The sequence below is a fragment of the Flavobacterium sp. UMI-01 genome (assembly GCF_019656315.1).
Taxonomy (GTDB): domain Bacteria; phylum Bacteroidota; class Bacteroidia; order Flavobacteriales; family Flavobacteriaceae; genus Flavobacterium.
Window position 1 is genome coordinate 363387 of record NZ_BPLU01000038.1, and the last position, 24100, is coordinate 387486.

The window sequence follows — 24100 nt, forward strand, 5'->3', positions numbered from 1 at the left end:
TAGTTAAAGTGATACTTGGAGTACTTCTTTATTTTTCTTTACCGCATCTATTTCGTAGAAACGTTTTATGTTTTTTGCTTCTCCTACCTCAATCGTATATTTACCCGATTGCATTACCTTAGGTTGAAACTGATTTCCTTTAATTCTCAAAGATAAAATCACTTCGCTGGTATAATAATTTCGTACTGTTACCACTTGATTGGCTTGATTTATTTTTATGATTGGTAATTCAAAACCGTCTTTTATTTTAAAATTATCAAGCTGCGAAAAAGTTACTGGCCAGCCATTATAAGGTTTACTTCCTGGTGCAAACATATCCACATTACGTTCCCAACATTCAAAAGTGGTTTCTCTTTTTTCCTTATTGAATTTAATGATTCCGTATCCAGCGGCTCTTCCTTTTAACAAATCTTCTCTTGGTGAATTGTCCTTATGCGTAGGATTTGCCACGGCGTGAACTGTCATTTTGTTGTGGAAAGCATCTTCGTATTCCCCTGTATAATCTGGCATTCCTTTGATATGATTCTTTCCTTTTTCTTCAGGATTCCACCAACGCATCCAAAAATTGGCAGCAGCTGGTACTGCAAAAGAATAACCTGCATTATTCCAGTCTTCAATACCATGTTGTACTACGGAGCCTAAATGTTGGTCACCTGCTATCATACAGGAATAACTTTTTCTAATTACACTCAAAGCTTTGTTTCTGCCTGCTTGTGGCCAGCCATTGGAATCGGTACTGTATCCTTGTTTTTTATCAATTGTAGGCGAGTGAGTAGCTAAATTCGTAAAGATGGTTTGTGATAAAACCGCTTTCATCTCGGCATCTTGCCATTTAGTGGTCCAGTCTTCCAGAAAATCTAGTTGTCTTTGTCCCAACAAACTTGCTCCTTCAACATTCATATCACGGGTATCGGCATACCTTTTTTTCTCCAAAACTCGTTTGGGTCCCGATTTGAATTTTCGGTCTTCAATGATGGCAAAACTTATACCTCCCCAAGTCATTTGCGTATAATAAACTCCTATTCCTTGTTCAATAGGTGTTGGATCGTAAGGGTCTGGTAAATGGCTGGTTTGCGCTCTTTCAACCTCTTTGATATACGAAACTGGCATATAATAGCCTCCTTCATCCCCATCTCTATTATTTATTTTTTTACCTCCATTACCCCATAAATTTCCTTGTCCTACGTCATGATCATCCACCAAACAAATAGTTGGTGTATTGCGAATGATGTCTCCAAAAGATTCTCCAAACTTCAACCAATATTTATAATGTTCGCTATGATCATACGCCTGATCTCCTGAAAAGAATAGCACATCTGGTTTTAATTTTTTTAAATTATCTACAATATCTGTGGCAGGAATTTGTCCGCCATGTCTTTCATACAATGACCAACAGGAAAAAGCAGCCATTGTAATTTCCTTTTTATGGATTGGATTTTTTTGAATTGTTCCTTCATAAAAAGCTTTGTTATTGTGTACAACACGGTAAGTTGCCTCCTGAGAATCATCCCATTTTTCGATTCTGAAATGTGCCGTATATCCAGGATATTCAATTTCTGATTCTTGTACAGTTTCCCAATCTGCTCCTTTTTTTATTTGGAGTATTGCCCTAAAGGGTTCGTAATCCTTGATAGGATAAAATTGTGCCGTCAACTTTACGATGTTGTTATGAACCGTATAAAGTGCAAAACAAATTCGGTCACTAGGTGTTTGATTTCTGGTAATTTCCAGTACATTCTTTTTTTGTGCGAAAGAAAAATAGCTGAGAATAATAAAAACAAATACAATAATTTTTTTCATAACTAAAATGATTTTATCAACTGATATTGAAAACGAAAATAAGTGTAACCAAAACCCATTGCGTTTTGGCTACACTAATATAGTCATAAGAACATTTAGTTCCTTTTTCTAAATGGTTCTACCTTATTTTATTTCTATTGCAATAGCATTACTTTTTAAACCTTTGGCAGTAACATTTACAGATACATTACCTCCATTTCGTAACGACTGAATTAAGAGTAAAGCATGACCATTATGTGTCTCTACCGTATTCGTTTGATAATCTTGAATACTTTTATTCCAACCATTATCTACTCCTAAGACTTTAACCTCTCCTTTTACATCAAAAGTCAATTTCGCTTCAGAAGTAGTGACTTCATTCCCGTCTTTATCTAGTAATTGCGCAATGACATGAGCCACATCATAACCATCGGCTTTTAACTGCGTTTGGTCAGTCGTCAATCGAATTTTAACAGGCTCCGAAGTCGTTTTTAATTCGGCTTTTACTTCAGCTCCATCAAATCCTGCTCTGGCTGTCAAGGTACCCGCTTGGTAAGGCACTGCCCAACGAAAAATACGATCTGGACATTCAGACATGCTTCTTACCCCTAACGAACGTCCGTTTAAGAACAATTCTACTTGTGCGAGATTAGAACTTACCTCTACAATTACCATTTCACCTGGGGAATAATTCCAATGAAAATTGGCTCTACTAGTGTTCCATTTCAATTCTTTTTTTGAAGTCTGAATGAGTTTACCACTCAATTCATCCACATTGAACTCCGAGTCTTTTACTGGCGTAGTTCCAATAGCGATGTTAGGTGTATTGACCCAAATACTTTTAAAATAATTCCATCCTTGTTTTTTGAAACCCGCAAAATCGAGTAAATCACCATCCCAACCTTTTTGTGGCCATTTGCCATTGGCTTCGCCTAAATAATCAATTCCGGTCCACATAAACATACTAAAGACACCCGGATTTTCTAACACTTGTTTCCAATCATCCCAAGTTCCTGGACACTCATTAATGGTTACTTGCTTGGTAGGAAAATGTTTTTGTGCCCATGGAATTTCAACATTTCTATAGCTATACCCTGCAATATCAACTGCATCGGCATAACCACTTACATGGCTTACTTGTGGTATAATCATGTTGGCTGTTGTTGGTCTAGTTTGGTCTAAATCTCTAACCCATGAACTTAATTTTTGAGCAGTTTCAGATAATTTATATTTACCATGATCCGATTCATCGTATCTTTTCTTTAATTCTTGAGGGGAATACATTGGGACATTTCCCCAAAAATCACCAGCCTTTTGTGGGTCTTTTGGATCTTTCCAAAAACCAGTAATGTATCTGTAGTTTAAATAGGTCCATTCTATTTCGTTACCGATACTCCATTGCACCACACTTGGGTGATTGCGGTCACGCAACAAGGTACGAGTCAAATCACTTTTTCCCCATTTTTGAAAATGTTCTGTATAGCCACGAGTGATATAATCATCGTGTCTGTCATGGTAATTTAAACGTTTGTCCTTAGGTAAATCAAATTCGTCAAACAATTCATTTTGAACCAAAAATCCCATTTCGTCACAAAGGTTCAAGAATTCTTCTGAAAAAGGATTGTGCGAAGTTCTAATGGCATTAACGCCACATTCTTTTAACAAAGTCAATCGTCTGCGCCACACTCCTTCTGGCACTGCTGCTCCTACCAAACCTCCGTCATGATGAATACAAATTCCTTTCATGTAAGTTGATTTTCCATTCAAAAAGAAACCTTCACCCGCCTTAAATTCAATTGTACGAATCCCGAATGGTGTTGTATATTGATCCACTACTTTTCCTTTTGAAGAAATCGTTGTAATGGCTTTGTATCGAGTAGGCGTTTCTATATCCCAAAGCTTTGGATTTGCAACGGCAAAAAGTTGTGTAAACTCTGTGTTTGTATTTCCTTTTATTTTTAAAGAATTGTTTTGCTGTGCTACAACCGCTCCTTTTTCGTCGATGATTTTGGTGGCTAATTCAAAAGTATTCGAAGCCGAAAAGTCGTTTGCTACCTTTACTTTCAATTGTACTTTTGCTTTTTCTTTACTAACCTCTGGAGTGGTTACAAAAGTGCCCCAAACAGGAATGTGAAGTTTATTTGTCGTAATCAATTTGACATTTCTATAAATTCCGCTACCTGAATACCAGCGGTTGTCCGCATAACGCGAGTGATCTACGTGTACTGAAATTACGTTAGGACTTCCATCTTTTGTCAAAAAAGGTGTTAAATCAAAATAGGTAGGCGAATAACCATAAGGGTTTTCACCCAATAGTTTTCCGTTTAACCAAAATTTGGCATTATTGTACACCCCATCAAAAAGGATGTACACTTTTTTACCACTGTCGGATTTGGGAATCGAAAAATGTTTTTGGTACCAAGCTACTCCTCCATCTAAATAACCCGTTGCACCTTCTTTGGTTTTATCAAAAGAGAATTCGACACTCCAATCGTGTGGCAAACGAACCTCACGCCAATCGGCATCATTTAACGGAAGCTTTGTTGCGATTTTAGTATCTTTTTGCAATTGAAACTTCCAATCGAAATTAAAGTCTTGTTCTCTTTGTTCTTGTGCTACCATTTTCACATTAGCAAACAAGGCTAATAATAGCAAAAAGGCAATTCGTTTTGTTTTAATATTATGCATCATTCTTAAATTACATTTTGAGGATTTCTTTTAATCCGAATTGAATATTACTGTTTTTATTTCATTCTATTTTAATTGCAACGTTGCCGTCTGTGGTGTTGCCGCTCCTAGCCTTGTACTTAATGCTCCTGGTGATGCATTCCCTATAACAAGCTGGTAACTTCCTTTTCTCCAAACACTTTGTCCTTGCTCATTAATCACTTTTAAATTATTGGGAGTAAGCGTGAAGTTGATGTTTTTCTTTTCTCCTTTTTTCAAACTAACACGTTCAAACGCTTTTAAACTCTTTAGTGGAATTCCTCCACTCAGTTCCATTGGATTCACATATAATTGTACTACCTCATCAATATCGTAATTTCCTGTGTTAGCTACCTCAACCGTTACTGTCAAGGTTTGTTTTTCTTTTAAATTGTTAGTGCTCAACTTCAGATTACTAAATTCGGTTTTAGAATAGGTTAGCCCAAAACCAAAAGGATACATAGGCTCTTCAGTCATATATTTATAAGTACGACCTTTCATAGAATAATCCTCATAAGCTGGTAATTGTGTCACATTCTTAGGAAATGTAATAGGCAAATGTCCGCTAGGAGAGCTATTTCCAAAAAGAATATCAGCTACGGCATTCCCGCCTTGTTCACCTGGATACCAAATTTGAACAATCGCATCACACAACTCTTCAATTCCTTCTAGCGAAACAGGACTTCCACTCGCAATTACAAGAACTAAGGGTTTCCCTTTTATCTTGCTAGCAATTTCTTTGACATAATCAATCTGGCTTTGAGGTAATTTCAAATCAACTTTATCACCCACATTTTCAGCGGCAATAGCATCTACTTCTTCCCCTTCTCTATCGGCTGTTAATCCTACCACACAAATGGTTACATCTGATTCTCCTGCTTCAAAAGGTGCCCAATTTTTTGGATTGATATTTTTATGAAACGGCAAAACCCCACTTCGATAATTCAGCGAAGCGCTAGGCGAAACCACATCGGCAACTCCTTCTAAAATAGTTACCATACCTGATGTTACGCCATAATAACTTCCCATCAACATATCATTAGAATTAGCAAAAGGGCCTGTTACATACGGTATTTTGATGTCCTTGGACAAGGGTAAAATATTATTTTTATTTTTTAAGAGTACGATTGATTTTAGAGCTACTTCTTTAGACAACGCAATATGTTCAGGACTATGAATTTTTTCAATCCCATAATTCAAATACGGATTATCCGTACCCGTTTCGTCAAACATTCCTAGTCTGAAACGTGTTTTAAACAGTTGAACCGTACGGTCGTGAATCATTTTCTCTGTTATCAAACCTTGGTCAATGGCTTTTTTTAATTGACTATAGGTAGTCCCGCATTCTAAATTCGTTCCAGCATTTAAGGCTACAGCGGCTGCTTCAGCAGCAGTTTTTACATATTTTAGTTTGTTATAAACACCACTAACCGCTCCACAATCTGAAGTGACATAGCCATCAAATTTCCATTTATCTCTTAGGGTTTCTTTCAGTAAAAAATCACTCGCACAAGCAGGTTTTCCATATACAGCATTGTACGCTGCCATTACTCCTTCTACTTTTGCTTCTTTGACTAAGGCTTCAAAAGCAGGCAAATAGGTTTCGTACAAATCCTGTTTATTAGGCTCGGCATTAAACTCATGGCGAATATTTTCGGGTCCTGAATGTACCGCAAAATGTTTGGCACAGGCCGCCGATTTTAAGTATTTAGGGTCATTCCCTTGCAGTCCTTTTACAAAAGCAACTCCAATTCTGGATGTTAAAAGCGGATCTTCTCCATAGGTTTCTTGTCCTCTACCCCAACGTGGATCTCTAAAAATATTGATATTAGGTGTCCAAAATGTCAATCCCGCATATTTGCTATGGTTACCGTTTTTTTGCGAAATTGCATATTTTGCACGAGCCTCAGTCGATATGGCCGATGCTACTCTTTCGGCTAATTGAGGGTCGAAAGTGGCTCCTAAAGCAATCGCTTGTGGAAAGATGGTAGCCTTACCGTTTCTACCAATACCGTGGAGGGCTTCGTTCCACCAATCGTAATCAGGCACTTTCAACCTTGGAATAGCGGCTGCTCCATTTTTCAATTGGTTAATCTTCTCCTCTATGGTCATTTGTGAAACAAGAATTTCAGCTCTTTTTTCAATGGGTAAATGATTGTTTTGAAAAGAAAAATCGACGTTTTGGGCAAAAGAGGCAGTCACTACCATAAAAGCAGTAAATCCTTTGTAAATAGATTGTCGGTTGATGTACATGGGTAATGGGTAAAATTTGTTTTATGTGATTGTTAACTATAGTTTTATTGTTTCTGTTTCTTTATTCAAACGTTTTCTCAGCTTATCATTAAACTTTTAACTTTGTTTCCTATTCATTGACTTGTTAGCATTGAACTTTTCCAGATTATACAAAGCAAAATACATCCTAAAAAAGGAGCATAATAATAGCGGTGTTACTCATTGAAAGTTTCATCGTTTTAGTTTATTTTTTGGATATAAGTATAATATACTCCGTATGTTTCTTTTCCCTCAACAAAATCATTGACCAAAAGCGTTTTTCCTTTGTCTAAATGAACTCTAAAATTCACCTCTTCATCTGTAGGTAAAATTTCTTTTTCCAACATTTGGTTTGCAATAGAAATCCTTACTTTCGTTGGTTTAATTGTTTTGTATTCAAATAAATTTTTAGGGTTCTCTTTTGGGATGCCTAAAATAGTTCCCGGACATTCTTTAGGCCATCTTCTGCAGCTTATTTGGTATTCCCCTGTTTTTTCAACTTCGAGAGCATGAGTATTGTTTCTGTTTTTGATTCCTTCCGCCACTTGCTCACATTTCCAAATTCCAGCATCTTCACCAATGGCATGTTGAATAGTTAATTTTATTTCGTCTTGAATTTTACTTCCTATGGTGCTCATAGGCAGTTCAATGTATTCCGATTTTCTTTTGGCATTAGCAACAAACTGTTTGTTCTCTCTTAATAGCAAAGCCACTATTTCAGGGTACTGACTGGCTAAGTTGTGCTGTTGCTTTGTGTCGTTATGAATATTGTATAGCTCTTTTCCATTAATAAGACGCCACTGTTCTTTCATTACACAGGTCTCATCAATATCCATTGGTGGACGCCAATCTTGCCTATGATGCACGAAAACGGTACGCTCTTGTACTTTATCCTTTTTTTGCGTTAAAAGAGCGGAAAAATCAATCCCGTCCCAGTCCGCTTGTTTGGGCAATTTTAATTGACATAAACTAGCCAAAGTAGGAATCAAGTCAACATGCGCTGTTAAGGCTTCTACATCTTTTCCTCCTTCAATTTTACCATTAGGCCAACGAATAAAGAAAGGAACTCTATGTCCTCCTTCATTTTTATCTCCTTTTACACCGCTAAAATTTTTGTTATATCCTAATTTTCCATTGCGACTATATCCACCGCTAGTACCATTATCAGTCATATAAATGACTATGGTATTTTCAAGTAAATTTTTGTCTATTAAAAATTGATTGAGTCTGCCAAAATTTTCGTCTAAATTGGCAATCATTCCGTAAAAATCAGCATTAACAATTGTATTTCCTTCCAAGTGTTTATAAGGTGCGGCATACTTGGATTCCACATTCCAAGGACTGTGTGGTGCATTGGTTGGTAAATAAATAAAGAAGGGTTTGTTTTTATTCGTATCGATGAATTTCATTGTTTCGTCAAACCAAACATCGGTGCAATAGCCTTTAAACTGTTTGGGTTCGTTGTTTACAAAATAAGTGTCATCAAAATAAGTGTTTCCCCAATAATCGGATAGTTCACCTACTCCACCTGCTTTGTGTTGAATGACTACGTCAAAACCGCTATCAGTAGGGCGACTCGGATAATTATCACCTAAATGCCATTTTCCTATCAATGCTGTTTTATACCCATTTTGTTTGAAAACATCGGCCATAGTAGTAGGATTCCCCGATAAGGCATCACGCCCTTTGTAAGTGGCCCAAACGCCGTTATTAATGGGATATTTACCTGTCATAATAGCGCTACGTGTAGGCGCGCAATAAGGACTCACATGAAAATCAGTCATTCGAACAGATTGCTTATAAAAGGCATCCAAATGGGGTGTTTTTAGCCATGGATTGCCCTGACATCCCAAATCTCCTATTCCTTGATCATCAGTCAAAATCAAGATTACATTGGGTTGCTTTTGAGCAAGCATCACTGCTGAAATCAATATTAAAAAATGATATAAATATTTCATTCAAATTAATTTATAGTTTTAAAATGAGTATTTAAGCACCTGAAAACTTTTTGAAACACGGGTTAATTTGCCTCAATAAAAGTCCTCTTTTAAATACTATTTTTAAAAAATAGTAATAAGCAAATACTTTACACACAACAGACTTACTTAAAATCTAATACCATGTAAATTTCTTTGATTTTTTTTAAATCTATTAGTAGCTATGGTTAATAGAGTGCAAGATATGATTTTTTTAATTAGTTCTATATATGAAACAAGATTCATTATTGAATAAAAATATTTTTTTAACAAAATTCCAAAATGAATTCAAAAAACGTTAAAACTTAAAAAAACAAACAATAAAAAAAACCATCATAAAATAACACTATGATGGTTGATTGTGTTTAAAATAAATAGGTTTTATTTTTTTAGCTGTAATTTATAATCATGCGAGCCAGGAGCAAAATTACTGGTATAAATTGTAGTTCCATCGGCTTTATTTCCCCATCCTACTTCCACTCTATTATCGCCCAATACTATATTTATTAGCTTTTCTTTCATTTCATTAGCTATTTTTTGGTATTTTTTATCAAAAGCTAGATTATTCACCTCATGAGGATCCTTTTTCATATCATATAAGGCAGGATCCAACGCTTCATAACTGGCATTTAAAGCCCAGTTCATGTCTTTTCCTCGTTCTTTGGTTGGACGTGTTTGCATCGAAAACACATAGTCTTTTGTTCTAATAAAAGCTCTAGGCCCAGTCACAGCATGACTTTCACCTACCACATAATCTCTTTTAGGAGCCTTATTGGCCACAACAGCAGCTAAATCCATACCGTCTAAATACTTATAAGGTTCTGATTTGATATCAGCACCAGCCGCTGCTAAAATAGTAGGCGCCACATCTACAAACTCAGCATAATCCTTTACCACTTTTCCTGCTGGAAATTTAGTTTTATCAGAAGAAACGACAACTATAGGGTTATGAGCATCTATGTCCCAAGGTGTAAATTTAGCAACCGCGCCATGGTCATTCAGTTTCCAACCGTGGTCACCGTTTATATAAACAATCAACCAAGGCTTTTTTTGTTGTTCATTATAGGCGATAAACGCATCAACTGATTTTCCAATTAAATCGTCCCCATACGCACAGAAGGCAAAATAATCTTGGATCATTTTATGTTTATCGGCTTCAGAAAAATGATCACTGTATCCCGCTTCCACTTGCTTTTTCATTTGTTTCGCCATCGTTTTTAGTTCGCTTTCATCAAATTGAGGTACCTTATAGGTATGCTTTTGGAAACGCGCTCTATAATCTGCTGGAGGCAAGACAGGAGTATGCGGAAAATCAAATCCTATATAAAAAAACTGAGGTTTGGACGCATCAATTCCGTTAACCGTTTGAGAGCCCACAGTAAATTTTGGCTTTTGATTTTTAAGATAATCTTGAAAAATTGAAGCATAATAACCATCCTTTGTTTCACCTGCTTTGCGTGGACTTACCCCTGCCAAAATCTCAGATGCAAATGGGTCGTTAGCGGTTTCTTTTTTGTTGTAATGTCTCAACAAATCATATTTTTTCATAGCCGCAGCAGCAGTTCCTTTATATTTTGGATCATAATTTTCTAAGTTTTTAGAAGCATACTCAAACTTTCCCTCAGGGGTTACAAAAAACTGTACATCTTGTATAGGTTTATCTAGTTTTACCCCATCCATTTCATACATCCAATCTTTACCCCAATCAGTATAACCATCTTTGTGTAAGGGTTTAAAATCAAAGTTGTTTTGGTATATTTCATGAGGCACTGCTCTACCGTTTTTAAGTGTTTTGATACGCATACCCAATTTCCCAATACGAAACGTTTGATACCCTAAACTAGCTAATTGCTCTGGTAAGGTGGGTTTAAAATGTGCTGCTTTATTGTTGTAGTATTCAAATTCATAAACCCCTGAACGAAAAGGATACCTTCCTAGATGCAGAGACGCTCGCGAAGGAGCACAACCCTGAGCCTGACAATAGGTATTAACAAAAGTAGTTCCCATAGCTGTCAAACGATCAATATTAGGTGACTCAACATAACCCAGTTCACTCATTTCGTTTCCGGTGAGCATTTTATTAAAAGAACGCACAGCATCATAACGATGATCGTCTGTCAATATCCATAATATATTGGGTTGCACTTTTTGAGCGAAACCCAAATTTGTAGTAGCATATAACGCTAGCAAGCAACAATTTAAAATTCTTCTGATTTTCATAAAAAATAGATTAAAGGAATAATATTAATAGTTTTTGATTTTCTTAAGTATTAGTTGAAATAAAGTGTAAAGTCAAATTCATATATTTTAACAGGAACTAAATACTGTTGTAATGGCTTTGGTCCACAACTGGCGTTTCCTACCCCAAGCATTTCAGCATCTAATGACAGTATTGTTTCTTTTCTCTTTTTTAAAAATTCTGGACGAGAAGCTTTAATTAAATCACTCGCATCATAATGTAGCGCTGAGAAAATAAAAGGTGTACCTGATGTAATTTGCATGGCAGGTCGCTTTTCATTTTTTAATGAAAGGGATAAACTTCGTACATCTGATCTGGCTCCGTTTTCTTGCGGAACAACATAAGGTGTAAACAGTTCTTTTACCGTTGCTTGGTAATTACCTAAAAAAGCTGATTCCTTGCGATCGGGGTAATTTTCATGTGGACCTCTCCCGTACCATTTTGCTTGCTCAAGACCTTCTGAAAGGCCTAATTTCAATCCTATCCTTGGTAAAGTTTCTACACTTTTTCCGCCTTGAGGAATAACTTTGTTTTTCATTCTAATTTGACCTTGCCCTGTAATATCATACACACATTCATGTTGCAAAACAAGGGAATCAGCAGCAAATTCCTTTACAATACTAATTCTTACCAATGATTTATTTAGCTGCGCTGTTTTGATGGAAAGTACTTTTTGATTTAAATTATCCAATTGAGCTAGTCTCCAATTTTTTCTATAAGGTTTATCATTTTCTAAAGGAGCACGATATACATTTAGCGAAGGCCCCGTTATTTCACCCGTTTGTGCAATCAATTCTTTTTCACGGACTTTAATTGAGGTAATTTTTCCGCTTTGTTTATCAAAACGAACCTGTGCACTGCTACTTTTTGTAGTGATTTCAGTTGATGTTTCCTCTAAAGTTACTGTACCTGATGCTTGTGTCAATTGGGGTTGTATCTTTTGTAAAATAATTTCTTCTTTAGCTATTTCATAACCCGCTTTTGCCCAAGAAGTATCTTCAATCAATCGATAACTAAAATTAAGGGTATATTCGGCATTATTTTCAAACTTTGGTAGATTTATGAAATAGTCTTTTTCGGTTTTTGGCGCAACATCTAGATTAGTTAGAGTCCCTTTCTTAACCACAACACCATTTTTTAAAATGGTCCAATTTCCAGAAAATGCATTCAAATTAGTAAAACTGTATTTATTTCTAACTACAAATCTATTTCGTTCCGCATCCAATCTTGTATCGATAAATTGATGTGCTTTTTTTACTTCTAATAAAGATGGTTTTGGTGTTCGGTCAGCAAATACAATTCCTTTGGCACATTCGTTATCTAAATCATCAATTTTTGAAAAATCACCATTTACCGCTATGCTGTCAACGGGATGATAATCCAATCGATGGCTTTGGCGTATAGTTCCATCAGGCATTTTTTCATCATAGGTTTGATTCACCCAATCCCAAATATATCCTCCCATAAAACTAGGTGTTTTTTCAACCACCCTCCAATATTCACCAAAATTCCCTAAGGAATTCCCTTGAGCATGTGCATATTCAATCATGATATAGGGTTTGTTGTATTTGGGTTTAGCCCAAAAACTCAACAATTTCCAATGGTCTTGTTTAGGAGCGTCTTCGATAAAAGGATACATAGAACTGTTCATGTCAAAATAATCTTTTACATCCCAACAATCGGTTTCTCTACCATCATAAGAAATAGGACGAGTAGGATCAAATCTTCTGATATAATCACTGAGTAATGCAAAATTTTGTCCGTAACCCGATTCATTTCCTAATGACCAAATAATTATAGAAGGATGGTTTTTAGAGCGCTCCACCATAGCAATTACTCTATCTAAAGAACTTTGTAACCAAGAGATATCACTCCCCGGCAATACATTTGTTCGAATGGATTGATCGCTTGATTCCAACGCTTCATCCATCACATAAAGTCCGTATTCATCACATAGCGCATACCAGCGTGGATCATTAGGATGATGACTAGAACGAACGGCATTGATGTTGTGCTGTTTCATCAAAATTATATCCTGAATCATGGTTTCAGTGTATAAAGTCTTGCCTTTTTTAGGGTCAGATTCTCCTCTATTGACTCCTTTTATGAGAATAGGCTGTCCATTTACATGCAATTGTAAATTTTTGATTTCAACTTTTCTAAAACCAAATCGACTGCGGGTTACTTCAACCGTTTTGCCTTTTGGATCAACTAAAGTCAATACTACTGTATATAAATTTGGATGCTCCGCTGACCACAGTTTTGGTTTCTTTATCAGGGTGGAACAATCGAAAACCGTTTCGGTACCTGGGCCACCTTGTTTCCAACCAATTCCTTTGGTGCCAAATTTAGGGTCCGAAATTAATTTGTTCTTTTCATCATAAATACCAATCTGTACTTTGTATTTTTGAATGACTTGATCCGTATTGTTGTAAACTTTAATTTTAGCTTTGAATTCGGCATTTTGGTACAAAGAATCCAAATCTGAACTTAAAAAAAAGTCCCGTATTTGTACATTAGGTCGGCTTTGTAAAAACACACTCCTAAAAATCCCACTAAAAGTCCAAGTGTCACCACATTCTAAATAACTACCCGTTGACCATCGATACACCTGAACAGCCAAAGTGTTTTTCCCTTTTTGTAAATAGGGAGTAATATTGAAAACCGAACTTGTGAAAGAGTCTTCATCGTAGCCCACTTTTTTTCCGTTTACCCAAACATAAAAAGCACTGCCTACCCCATTAAAGTGTAAAAAAGTTTGTCTTTGTTGCCAATTGTCTGGAATTTCAAAAGTCGTTTGGTAACTACCTACAGGATTGTCCTTTGGTAAATTAGGTACCTTAATTTTTCCTCCTCTAATTAAAGTTTCCAATCCACGGTGAGAGGGTACTCCATAACCTTGTCTTTCCCAGCAAGAAGGCACAGGAATTGTTTTCCAACTAGTAACATCATAATCAACTTTATAAAAATCAGCAGGAGTTTTCGTTTCATCTTCAGCCCAATGGAATTTCCAGTTACCATCTAAACTTTTGAAATAAGGAGACGTTTTATAATCTCCACCTAAAGCTACAGTGCTATCTTTAAGTATATAATGTGTCGCCACATGGGGTTCAGTTCCTACAGTATAGACTTGCTTGTCTTTGTGAAATTCCTGCGCATAGGAAAAAAACTGTCCTATCAATAAAATTAAAAAAGTTATATTTTTCATTTCCTATTATTTTTTCGCACTATCAATCGTACGTAACTAGATTGCTTGTGCTTTTATTTTTTTTTTAAAACTTTAAACTAAGTGGTTAAGAAAAGTTTTTAAGATTTCCTTTTTATTTTGTTTTCAACAACTCCTCTAATTTTTCAATAGATTTTATAAAGGGAAGGTTTCCTTCACAATGAATCGATTCATAATCAACAGATAATGTTGGGCAATTGGCATTCTCCTTTTTTAATTTGGTCCACTCATCCCACTTTGCTTTGTAATTTTTCACAATTAGTTGGGCTTCATTACGATCTAAAACTTCACCTTTTATTTCCATTCTAGCAAACATAATTTGAGTACGATAAATTAACTCTATCAACTCATATTTGATACGTCCGTAAGTAGTTGATACCTTTATAAAATCTTCATCCACTTTATTTGGAAGTTTGATGCTGCTAGCTATTTTTTCCATTGCATACCAGCTTTTAAGGTTTTCTTTTTTCTCCTCTAATACTTGTTTATCCACACCATTTTTCACAAAAACTGACATATTTTGAGCAGTAAAAAAATGATCTCGAATCCACCATGGAGAGGTGTCTTGAATGCTTGTTGCTTGTCCTTTGAAAACAGCATCCACTGACAGCAGGCATAATTCTCTTAGTTTACGACTATTTTCTGGAGTCATTTTTAATACATTATTAGTATAATCATTAAAAATTTGCTCTTCCGATTGCAAAGGGTTTTTGGCAAATTCTTTAATGATATAAGTGTTTAGATCCATCCAAAATTCATTTCCAAAATAAGGGCCAAACCACCCATCGCCCCATGTCCAAGTATAAAATCCTTTTACCTGTTTGTTATTGTATAAGTCACGAATACCTTTTTTTTGTTCCATTTCTGGCCAACCTTCAATAACTCCTTTCCCAATGTAATAAGGGTGCGCATTTTTGCCATACATTCCTGCCTGATTAATGGAAACTTCAACAATTTGTTGGTGTTTACCAATTCCAATTGTTTTATTAAAAGGTAATCCCCTTAAAAAATCTCCATTTACATGCTTAATTGAAAAATACAGGTTAGCATCGGGCTCAACATTATTTGTAATATCTAGATAGACCTCGGGTACCAAGTGGAATTTTCTCTTAATTTTACCCCAATCCCAAGTTCTATAAATCAGTTTTTTATTTCTTTTTACACAGACTTCATTTCTTAAGATATTAATGATTTTAATATGGTCTTCTGGCGTATACACAGGTCTATCTCCTTCGTGAAAAGGAGTGTCGTGCAAATAGGTTTCTCCAAAACGTATAGTAAGTCCCCCTAATTCGGGAAACTTTGAAAAAATTTCAGCTATTTGTGCTTTTAAAATTTCTTGGGTTCTTGTTTTTTGAATAGACAATTTTCCGTCTATTTTCATTTCCTCCCCATACTTCTTCATTACTGATTGTGGTACTACCAATACATCCATAAATGGATAAAAAGGCATTCCCGCTTTAACAGCTTTATCTAATTGTATCCTGACATCTGCAGATTTCCGTTCAATCCATAATTTTTCAGCGGTTCTATCAGGCACTAAGTTGTTTTCATAATCATCATAAGTGACGGCACATTGGATTTCAAATTTAGGAACCTGTCCATTATACCCCAATTGTTTAATACTTTCAGGAGCAGTATATTTTGTATTAAATCTAGGTTCACCAGGATTGTGATGCACCATATTGTAAAGCACTGGGTATCTTTCAGAAACTTCATTAACTTGAGCAAATACTAGTTGTAACTGAAAAACGAATGCGATACAAAAAAACAATGTCTTTTTCATAAATATAACTACTCCTATTTACTGATTACAATTTACGGAGAGATTTTTTACGAGTATCCTGCAAAGCCTTCTCCTCTTTGATAACATTTTCTGGATGTGGGTCAACCCATCCTGGAATTAAGTTTTTAGCATCCCAAAGTTTGTATTCTTTTTCTAATTGCAACACTATTGATTGGTTTTCATCAGCAATATCGTAACGTTCTAAAGCATCGGTTTTGAGATTAAAAAGCATGGTTTTTCCTTTATAGGCACTCTTATACAATTTATAATCTCCTTTGCGAACTGCGTATTCAAAACCTCCTACGGAACGCCAAAACAATAAATCGTTTGGTTTGCCTTTGTTTTCCCCTCTCACATAAGGCAACAAACTGGTTCCATCCAATTGTTTTTCTTTACGAAAATCGGCTCCAGCGGCGTCTAAGAAAGTGGGGAATAAATCCAAAGATGAAACCACATTTTGATACACTTGGTTTCCTTTTAGTCCGTTTTTCCAAGTCATGAAAAAAGGCACTTTGATACCTCCTTCAAAAATCATCCCTTTGTGACCCCGATTGGGTCTGTTGTCTGCATGTTCAGCACGACCGCCATTATCACTTAAAAAGACAATAATGGTATTGTCCTTCATACCATTTGCCACTAATGTAGAATCGATTTTGCCCACCCCTACATCCACTCCATTGACCATCGCAGCATAAACACTTCTGCCACCGTATTCAATGTGTTTGGTGTTTTCCAAATATTGTTTGGTCGCTTGATCTGGGGCATGCGGAGCATTGTAAGCTAGATAGATAAAGAATGGTTTTTTATCTTTATTGGTTATGAATTTAATCGTTTCCTCCGTAAAATTATCCGTTAAATAGCTGAGTTCTTTTTCTGGAACAGGGATACCGTTGCGATAAACCGTGTGAATCGCATCTGTTGGAGTTCCCCAATAATTCATTCCACCACCAGGAAAACCAAACCAATGGTCAAATCCTTGATTATTGGGACGCAATTCAGGATGATCTCCTAAATGCCATTTCCCGATGGCACTGGTTCGATACCCTTGCTCTTTCAAAGCTTCTGGAATCATTTTTTCTGAAAGTGGGGTTCCTACTGTTGGGTTGTTCAAACCATCATCCGCAATATTGCAATCGTGACCAAAACGCGCTTGGTAACGCCCCGTTATTAACCCTGCTCTTGACGGACTGCAATAGGGATGCGAAACGTACCCATTAGAGAAAATCACCCCTTCTTTAGCTATCCGATCTAAATTGGGAGTGGGGATGTCCGTAGCCCCATTAAAACCTACATCTCCCCAACCTTGGTCATCGGTAAGAATGACAATTATATTGGGTTTTTGTTGTTTATTTTGTGCTTGAATAACAGTGGATAAAAATATCCCTGAAACCAATATTGAAGCTACAGCAATTTTTGATTGAATCATCTTTAATTATTTGACTGAATATAAAATGAATAGGAATAAGTCCCTGGTTTTACTATAAATTGAGGGTGAGGCTCTGCTCTTTTTGACCAAGTATCATCTCCACCAATACCCATTTGAATCAAATCAACATTTACAGTCAAAACCTTTCTGTCTTCTAATTCATTTGTGTGCTTGGCTTGTTGTAAATTCATCGTGCTAAAAGGAACAACACTAAAATTGAGTCTTTTTTCTTCTTGAGCAACTTTAAATCCTTTATTCGATTTGTTGTTCAAAATGAACCAACGAGTATCCATTCGGTTTCCGTATTCCTCAGGGTAAATGTAACTTTGGTCTAAAGCAAAAACATCTCCGCTATACAAACCTACTTTGGACCCCAGATTTCTATCTTGATAATTTTCGAAAGGCCCTTTTCCAAAATAACTTAGATTACGGTATTGGTTATTGGTATCAAACTGCATCCCGATTTTAGGCACATTCGGTGCGTTTTTATCAATTGATGCCAAATAATCTACTTTCAGTTTTCCGTCTCCTTGGATTGTATATACTAAAGTAATTTCAGTTTTAGGTTTAGCAATCATTCCTTTTACAGTTACGGCAACATTTGATTTATCGGTTGCATTTACTTTTACCGACTGTACTTCCAAACGATCTCCTGCTTTCATCCAATCTAGTTCAGCCGAAAGCTTTTTAGCATTACGATAGGCTTCATCATTTTCTGTTTCCGCTCTCCAAAAATTTAATTTCAGCGGACTTGCTAAAACCTCAACCCCATTTGTTTTCAGTTGATGTACATAACCTGATTTTTTATCAACCTCCACTTCAATCATTTTGTTGCTAACACGAATGTTTTGCGCTGATTCCTGTACTTCTAAACTAGGGGTTTTCGAATTCGAAACCTCTTTTTGTTTTGGGTTTGCTATTTCAAATTGCTCTTCAAATACCACATATCCTTTTTTCGCCCAAAGGGTATTGTCTTTCAATTTCCCTTCGATAGTAATAAAATACTCCTGTCCTGCTTTGAAATTTATCTTTTTCAAATTCACATTCAAAGCTTCTTTTTGAAAAGGTTTTGTAGCCAATGCACCTAGCGTTTCTGATTGAATCGATTTACCGTTTTCCGTCAGGTTCCACACTAAATCATACTGTCCCAAATCCACTGCATGATGGCGATTGAAAATTTCAAAATTTCCTTTGGCAGCATCAATTGCTGTAATGACTGCGGGCTGATTAACATACTTGCATTCGTAGGTCGCTGGTTTTGGATTTCTGTCGGCGGTAATGATACCGTTTAAACAAAAACTTCCACTATTGGGCTTGTCGCCAAAATCACCTCCGTATGCAAAAAATTCTTTGCCGTTTTGATCCTTTTTAACCAATCCTTGGTCAATCCAGTCCCAAATATAACCTCCTAAGGCACGATCATTTTTGTAAATCACATCCCAATAGGTTTTCATATTTCCAGTAGAATTCCCCATAGAATGCGCATATTCACACATCACTACTGGACGAGTATCAAAACTAGTTTCGTCAATCAAGTCTTGTAATTCCTGAGGTGTTGGATACATACGGCTCAACATATCTACCCATTTTGGGTCGGTAGGATTAGCCATTTTAGAATTGAATTTCTTTTGGTATCTCGGATCCGTCGCATCGCCTTGAGCACCTTCATAATGAATGTATCTTGTAGGGTCATATTCCTTAATCCAAGCCGACATAGCAGCATGATTAGGTCCTTTTCCTGATTCATTTCCTAAAGACCAAATCACCACTGACGGATGGTTTTTATCTCTTTCGACCATACGAATGGCTCTTTCAAGAAATGCAGCACCCCATTCTGGCTCATTTGCCAATCGTCCTCTAATACCGTGGGTTTCCAAATTGGCTTCGTCCATCACATAGATTCCGTATTGGTCACACAAATCATAAAAATAAGGGTCGTTTGGATAATGACAAGTACGTACGGCATTGAAATTGAATTGCTTCAACAATTGCACATCACGCTCCATATCGGCTCTTGAAACCGTTTTCCCGTTAGTCATATGGTGGTCATGGCGGTTTACCCCAATCATTTTTACAGGATTTCCATTGACCAAGAAACGTCCTTTGTTGTCAATTGCTACTTCTCTAAAACCCACTTTGGTACTGGTGTATTGAACAGGGTTGCCTTTGTCGTCTTTAACAGTAAATAAAAGAGTATATAAATACGGACTTTCGGCAGACCATTTTTTTGGTGATTTTATTTCGGTTTCAATCATAGCAAAATCAACATTATCACGTTGCGGATAATATTCGCCAAAAAACTTTTGTAATTTCATTACATTTTTATCCCCTACAGCTATACCATTGGCATCTACTAATTGTGTGGTTAAAGTCCAATTATCCACCGTTGTATGCAATGGATTATCCCCAAAATGCCCCACTTTTTCAATGTATTTATCGGTAATATTGGCTACAAAAGCAGGACGAATTTGCAATAAGGCATTTTCGTAATTCTGATCTAAATCGGTACGAACGGTGAAATTAGACAAACGTACTTTCGGCACGGCTTGCAAATAGACTTCTCTTTCGATTCCGCTCATTCTCCAGTGGTCTTGGGCTTCGAGATAGCTTCCATCTGACCAACGATATACTTTTACGGCAATTTTGTTTTTGCCTTTTGTAAGGTGTTTGGTGATATCAAATTCGGATGGTAAACGGGTGTCTTCACTATAACCAACAAATTGGCCATTGACCCAAACGTAAAAAGCCGATGACACACCTCCAAAATGCAAAATCACATCTTTGTCTTTCCAAGAATCGTTCAAATCAAAGGTTCTTACATAATGCCCAACAGGATTGTCATGGTGGTTGATAAAAGGAAAATCACTAAAAAAAGGATAGGTCGAATTGGTGTAAATAGGAATTCCATACCCACGCATTTCCCAGTTAGAAGGAACATCAATTGATTTCCAAGCCGATGTATTAAAATCTGCTTTTTGAAAACTAGTCGAAGCATCAGCAGGTTTAGCCACCCAACTGAATTTCCAATCCCCGTTTAAGGATTGAAACCAAGATGATTTTTCTCTTTGGTTTTCTCTAGCCAAAATTTCATTTTCATAGGAATAAAAAGTGGCTCTCGCTGCCATTCTGTTGATTTGGTTCACCGCTGGATTTTCCCAATCATTTTGTTGCGCAAAAAGACTAAAGGATAAAAAAAGAACTGAAAAAAGTATACTAGTTTTCAAGGGATTGGAATTTAAAATTTAATTATGTTTTATAAGGTTTGAAATATATTGCTTATATCTAATGGATCACCCATTTCTTTTTGGAGTTGTTGTAGGTCTTTGAATAGTGCTTTCACTTTGATTTTATTAGCTGAAAGACCTGCTATATCCTGCATTTCTTCGGGGTCTTTGTTCAAATCAAACAACAATACTTTCTGGATTTTAGGAAAAACAATTAACTTATAACCGTCTTTGCGAATCATTCGTTGAAGATCCAAATAGGCTCCGTAAATCCCTTTGTAATTGCTCTTAGTGGTTTTACCTTTGGCCAAATCCATCAAGCTATGGAACTCTACATATTTTGGTTTGGGCGCACCTGCTAAATCTAAAGCCGTTGCCATGGCATCTTGCAAATAGATATCGGCATCAACTTTTTTGTTTTTAGGAATATCAGGACCTACTATGACAAAGGGAGCACGGATGCTATGATCAAACAAACTTTGTTTCCCCATTAAACCGTGACGCCCCATGGCTAAACCATGATCAGCGGTAAAAATGATATAAGTATTATCCATTTTACCTGATTTTTTCAAAGCGTCTAGAATCAAACCTATTTGCTCATCGGCATAGGTAATACTGGCATAATATTCTTGGGTATGTACTTTTACAGCGTATTTTGTTCTTGGGAAGGGTGCCAACGCCTCATCTCTTAAATTATTATTATTACCCATATCTCTTCTAAAAGGATATTCCGGTAAAAAACTTTGGGGAACCGAAATTTTACGCAATGGATATTTTTCTTGATATTCTTTAGGCGCCTGTCTAGGATCATGCGGAGCATTAAAAGCGAGATACATGAAAAAAGGATTCTCTTTCGTTTTTGCTTCATTGATATACGCAATAGCGTCATCTTTTACAACTACACTCCAATGTTTTCCTCCTTGCCAGAAACCACCGTTTGAAGTATCATATGGCAACCAAGATTTGTCATCTTCACTCAACGGACGGTTGTAGCCATTTGGCATTGGCACCTTATCAAAAGAACCATTATTTTTTTTAATAGCTTCAAAAGTGGCAACCATTTTGCCGTGGTTCCAAGCATCAGCTGCCATACCACCTCGAATATTCTTTGTATGTTGAAATACCTTGTCCACAGCGGCCTCCACATGCCATTTCCCCGTAATATAGGTATCATAGCCCTGCTGTTCCATTAATTTCCCCCAAGTGAGTGCTGTTTTTTCTTTTTGAGCCCATTCGTCTGAAATGGCATTTGCTCTCCATAAAAAACGCCCTGAAATCAACATTGCACGTGAAGCTACACATACAGCTCCATTCCAAGCGCCCATATTATACGCATGAGTAAAGGTGGTTCCGTTTTTGACCAAAGCATCCATATTGGGTGTTTGAATTTCTTTATTCCCTAAAGCATGAATGGAAGTATAGGTTTGATCATCAGTAAAAATAAAAACGATATTGGGTTTTCTATTTTCCATTTTTTGAGAAAAGATAGCATGAAACGATGCCATCAAAAAAAAACCTAAAAAATAATACCTATTTATTTTTATCATCATAAGACCTAATATAATAGTTGATAAAAAAATAATACTCGCTCCAAAAAACATAGAGCGAGTAATTATTGAAACAAACTAACTAAAAACTAACTTCACAAAGGTTCTTATTTTACCTTAAAATAGGCGCTTCAAATGGTTTTATAATTAAAACAAATGGTTAATTCATCTAAAATACAGTGATTAAGCATCGCCAATTGCTAATTATTACATTTTAAAAATCAAAATTGATTATTATCACAATCATCTTTAATTAAAATAATAAACTATAGCGACAGAAAAAAAAATAGCATCTCACTTAATAGGTAAGATTAAAAGCTGAGATTCCATTTTATTTCTCGGTAAATAAGATGGAGTAAAAATTCAAAAAAAATTATTTTAAAAATACTTTGTAGTTTATTCCAATTCAAACTTAAAAACGTTGGCTAAATCGTCCAACGGAACGTCTGGAATAGTCAAGAAAAAACTTTCGGTGGTGTGCTCCCATTTAACTTTAGCCGATGAACCTAACAGTGTCACATTCTTGATAGGACTAGGCGGTATGTTGCGGTGATAACCTCCTATAGCACGCATTTCTATTCGTTTTCCTGCTTTGGGTTTCCCCAAGAAAAAAACATACATTGCTTTTTTATCTTTAGAGACTGTAAAACGAACATCCTCAGCGGTGTACTGAATTTTGGAAGATTGACCACCATGAGATCCATCTTCTGATTGGGCTGGTCCATAACCAAAAATAGTATGAGGACGACTACCATACACCGCCTCGCCATTAATTTGTAACCAATTCCCAATTTGTTTTAAAACATCGCGCTGTTCCTGATTGATAACACCATCAGCGCGAGGAGATACATTTAACAACACCACGCCATTCTTACTCCATACATCAATCATGTTTCGAATGACTAAATCGGCACTTTTGTATTTATGTCCTTCCACATACATCCATCTACTTTCCCCTAGAGTAATATCAGTCATCCAAGTAGTGGGGTAAATATCTTTGCGTCCGCCTTGTTCAATATCCTCAATACTATAATCTAATGGTAAATCATCTTGTTTGCGGCAAATAACCACTTCCTGACCGTTTTTAACTCCATTATTAAAATAAGTCGAAACCATTTCCAATCTGGTTTTCTCTGGAATAAGATTCAACCACGAGTCATACCAAATTAAATCTGGATGGTACTTTTTGACTACTTCATTGACTTGGTCTAACCAGTACGTATTGAACTCATCAATTGTTTCAAAGTTTCCAAATAATTTACGCAACATAGGGTCTTTGGTCGCAGTAGGCAAGTCTGGATGATAGGGATAATGACTGTTATACCCATTTTTACCCCAATGTTCGGGTGTATTGGCATTACGCTGTCCGTTGCGGGCATGGTGAAAAGTAGCCAATGTTTTTATATTTCTTTTTTCTAAAGATTGAAACAATTCACCTAAAATATCGCGTTTAGGTCCCATACTAGCGGCATTCCAAGGATTGATTTTACTATCCCACATAGCAAAACCATCGTGATGCTCCGCCACAGGTCCCGCAAACTTGGCTCCTGTTTTTTGAAATAAATCGGCCCATTCTTCAGGGTCAAAATGAGTTGCGGTAAACATCGGAATGAACTTTTCATATCCAAATTCTTCTATAGGGCCAAAATGTTCCTCATGCCATTTATTTATTGAACCACCTTTCATATACATATGACTAGGATACCAAGCGCTTCCATAAGCGGGCACACTATAAGGTCCCCAATGAAAATACATTCCCAATTTTGCATCGGCTAGCCATTCGGGAGCTGCTTTATGTTTGGCTAGTGATTCATGATTGGGTTCGTAATGATGTACTTGAGTTGATTGTGATTGTTGTAACTGTTTACAGCCCGTACAAACCAATGCAACCACTATTATTAATTGAGTAAACTTCATCCT

At 36.4% G+C, this 24100-nt stretch carries 11 protein-coding genes; all 11 read right to left on the bottom strand.

Translation table 11 applies throughout. The features are described 5' to 3' along the window. Positions 1–3: 3 nt before the first annotated feature. The 11 genes from K5R64_RS12080 to K5R64_RS12130 all read right to left on the bottom strand — a co-directional run bounded on the left by K5R64_RS12080 (position 4) and on the right by K5R64_RS12130 (position 24097). A complete protein-coding gene (locus tag K5R64_RS12080) occupies positions 4–1800 on the bottom strand; it encodes an alkaline phosphatase D family protein (protein WP_220763757.1) in 1797 nt (598 codons plus the stop codon). 123 nt (positions 1801–1923) lie between these two features. Then, complete coding sequence (locus tag K5R64_RS12085; protein ID WP_255580365.1) at positions 1924–4470, bottom strand: glycoside hydrolase family 2 TIM barrel-domain containing protein; 2547 nt, start codon at positions 4468–4470, stop codon at positions 1924–1926. 63 nt (positions 4471–4533) lie between these two features. After that, positions 4534–6738 (bottom strand): glycoside hydrolase family 3 C-terminal domain-containing protein, encoded by a 2205-nt coding sequence (locus tag K5R64_RS12090; protein ID WP_255580366.1) that lies wholly within the window; start codon positions 6736–6738, stop codon positions 4534–4536. A gap of 218 nt (positions 6739–6956) precedes the next feature. Continuing rightward, a complete protein-coding gene (locus K5R64_RS12095; RefSeq protein ID WP_220763758.1) occupies positions 6957–8714 on the bottom strand; it encodes an arylsulfatase in 1758 nt (585 codons plus the stop codon). A gap of 399 nt (positions 8715–9113) precedes the next feature. Beyond that, positions 9114–10952 (bottom strand): sulfatase-like hydrolase/transferase, encoded by a 1839-nt coding sequence (locus K5R64_RS12100; protein ID WP_220763759.1) that lies wholly within the window; start codon positions 10950–10952, stop codon positions 9114–9116. A 50-nt stretch (positions 10953–11002) separates the two neighbouring features. Next, entirely contained in the window at positions 11003–14179 is a 3177-nt protein-coding gene (locus tag K5R64_RS12105; protein ID WP_220763760.1) for a glycoside hydrolase family 2 TIM barrel-domain containing protein, read from the bottom strand. A gap of 112 nt (positions 14180–14291) precedes the next feature. Next, entirely contained in the window at positions 14292–15983 is a 1692-nt protein-coding gene (locus tag K5R64_RS12110) for a hypothetical protein (protein WP_255580367.1), read from the bottom strand. A gap of 25 nt (positions 15984–16008) precedes the next feature. Next, positions 16009–17409, bottom strand: a complete 1401-nt coding sequence (locus K5R64_RS12115) for a sulfatase-like hydrolase/transferase (protein WP_220763761.1) — start codon at positions 17407–17409, stop codon at positions 16009–16011. A 2-nt stretch (positions 17410–17411) separates the two neighbouring features. Further along, the gene (locus K5R64_RS12120) at positions 17412–20633 is read right to left on the bottom strand and encodes a glycoside hydrolase family 2 TIM barrel-domain containing protein (RefSeq protein WP_220763763.1); all 3222 of its coding nucleotides are present in this window, start codon (positions 20631–20633) and stop codon (positions 17412–17414) included. Between the two features lie 29 nt (positions 20634–20662). Next, positions 20663–22105, bottom strand: coding sequence for a sulfatase-like hydrolase/transferase (locus K5R64_RS12125; RefSeq protein ID WP_255580368.1), 1443 nt, complete (start codon positions 22103–22105; stop codon positions 20663–20665). A 471-nt stretch (positions 22106–22576) separates the two neighbouring features. Beyond that, positions 22577–24097, bottom strand: a complete 1521-nt coding sequence (locus tag K5R64_RS12130; RefSeq protein WP_220763765.1) for an alpha-L-fucosidase — start codon at positions 24095–24097, stop codon at positions 22577–22579. Between the last annotated feature and the right edge of the window lie 3 nt (positions 24098–24100).

Coding starts and splice junctions, on each gene's coding strand:
- K5R64_RS12080 (WP_220763757.1), bottom strand. CDS start 1,800: ATGAAAAAAATTATTGTATTTGTTTTTATTATTCTCAGCTATTTTTCT.
- K5R64_RS12085 (WP_255580365.1), bottom strand. CDS start 4,470: ATGATGCATAATATTAAAACAAAACGAATTGCCTTTTTGCTATTATTA.
- K5R64_RS12090 (WP_255580366.1), bottom strand. CDS start 6,738: ATGTACATCAACCGACAATCTATTTACAAAGGATTTACTGCTTTTATG.
- K5R64_RS12095 (WP_220763758.1), bottom strand. CDS start 8,714: ATGAAATATTTATATCATTTTTTAATATTGATTTCAGCAGTGATGCTT.
- K5R64_RS12100 (WP_220763759.1), bottom strand. CDS start 10,952: ATGAAAATCAGAAGAATTTTAAATTGTTGCTTGCTAGCGTTATATGCT.
- K5R64_RS12105 (WP_220763760.1), bottom strand. CDS start 14,179: ATGAAAAATATAACTTTTTTAATTTTATTGATAGGACAGTTTTTTTCC.
- K5R64_RS12110 (WP_255580367.1), bottom strand. CDS start 15,983: ATGAAAAAGACATTGTTTTTTTGTATCGCATTCGTTTTTCAGTTACAA.
- K5R64_RS12115 (WP_220763761.1), bottom strand. CDS start 17,409: ATGATTCAATCAAAAATTGCTGTAGCTTCAATATTGGTTTCAGGGATA.
- K5R64_RS12125 (WP_255580368.1), bottom strand. CDS start 22,105: ATGGAAAATAGAAAACCCAATATCGTTTTTATTTTTACTGATGATCAA.
- K5R64_RS12130 (WP_220763765.1), bottom strand. CDS start 24,097: ATGAAGTTTACTCAATTAATAATAGTGGTTGCATTGGTTTGTACGGGC.